This is a genomic window from Enterovibrio norvegicus, from assembly GCF_002876705.1.
Classification (GTDB): domain Bacteria; phylum Pseudomonadota; class Gammaproteobacteria; order Enterobacterales; family Vibrionaceae; genus Enterovibrio; species Enterovibrio norvegicus_B.
Genome location: NZ_MDAG01000076.1, coordinates 1 through 968 on the forward strand (window position 1 = coordinate 1; position 968 = coordinate 968).

Below are 968 nucleotides of genomic sequence, written 5' to 3' on the forward strand. Positions count from 1 at the left end.
GAATACATAGGTTTGGTTAGGTTTAGTGCGGGCAAGTGCCCGTTATCACAGCGTTATGTGACAGGAGATTCATGGCTTTTACTAATTGCTCAAGGTGCGGCGAATCATTCCATCTAAGATTCACCTCTTCCGAGTCAATTGAGGAGTTGAAAAGAAAAGAGGATGCCGGCGAAGTCCTTTGTATTAGCTGTTTCAGAACAATCAAAGAATATGATGTTGTCGAGATAAGATCACTCAACAAAAACGTTCCAGAAGCCCAGATCGGCGATAGCGGTGCAGTTGTGATGGTACATGATAATCGAGCTTTTGAGATCGAATGTGTGCTCAGTGATGGTTCAACTAAATGGTTGGGGTCATTCGGTAGAGAACAAATTAAGTGGTTGCAATCACGCAATGAGTAAATCACATAACAAAGCCATCAACGGGACGCTTTGTCAACGCGGTAGCTTTTCGAGGTGCTTTGAATACAAAGGATTAAAGCAGTTTGGGTGGTTTGACAAGCGCCCGTTATTGCGTCGTTATGTGGCCGAACGGGAAAAATTATGAGTTGTGATAGTTGCAAACAAATTAAGTTAAAAATTGGCAGCCCAGATGATTTGGTTGCAGCGATCCTTCTTGTCAGAAAAAACGTTGAAGCCAAAAATCTTAAATACTTAGGATATGGTGCTTTTGGTGAGCCCTTTTCAAGATTTTCCAATGGTAAGTATTGGGGGGACATCGTAAATAACTATTTTGCTTGTAAATCGTGCGGTCAACTAATCCGTTTGAGAGCCGAAACTTATCACGGAAGCGGTGGTCAGTTGGCTCAAGTAGTTACGTTGACCGAAAAGGTTTGTATCGATGGATTTACCACATAACAAGCGAATGAACGAGGGACGTTTACTCGTGGGCATTTTTCATAGAAATGCCGTGATTCAGGCACTTCATTCAAATTTGACTAGTAAACGCCCGTTATTCGAACGTTATAT

Annotated in this window: 2 protein-coding genes; both read left to right on the forward strand. The window is 42.0% G+C overall.

What is annotated here, in order from left to right:
• The first annotated feature begins 71 nt into the window (after nucleotides 1-71).
• Nucleotides 72-401 carry a DUF4926 domain-containing protein gene (locus tag BCT27_RS25940; protein WP_241908641.1) on the forward strand — a complete coding sequence of 110 codons (330 nt, stop codon included), beginning with the start codon at nucleotides 72-74 and terminating at the stop codon, nucleotides 399-401.
• A 141-nt stretch (nucleotides 402-542) separates the two neighbouring features.
• The gene (locus tag BCT27_RS24255; RefSeq protein WP_102397038.1) at nucleotides 543-857 is read left to right on the forward strand and encodes a hypothetical protein; all 315 of its coding nucleotides are present in this window, start codon (nucleotides 543-545) and stop codon (nucleotides 855-857) included.
• Nucleotides 858-968 lie beyond the last annotated feature (111 nt).

Excerpts from the sequence above, each read along its gene's own strand:
- BCT27_RS25940 (WP_241908641.1), top strand. The coding sequence starts at position 72 with ATGGCTTTTACTAATTGCTCAAGGTGCGGCGAATCATTCCATCTAAGA.
- BCT27_RS24255 (WP_102397038.1), top strand. The coding sequence starts at position 543 with ATGAGTTGTGATAGTTGCAAACAAATTAAGTTAAAAATTGGCAGCCCA.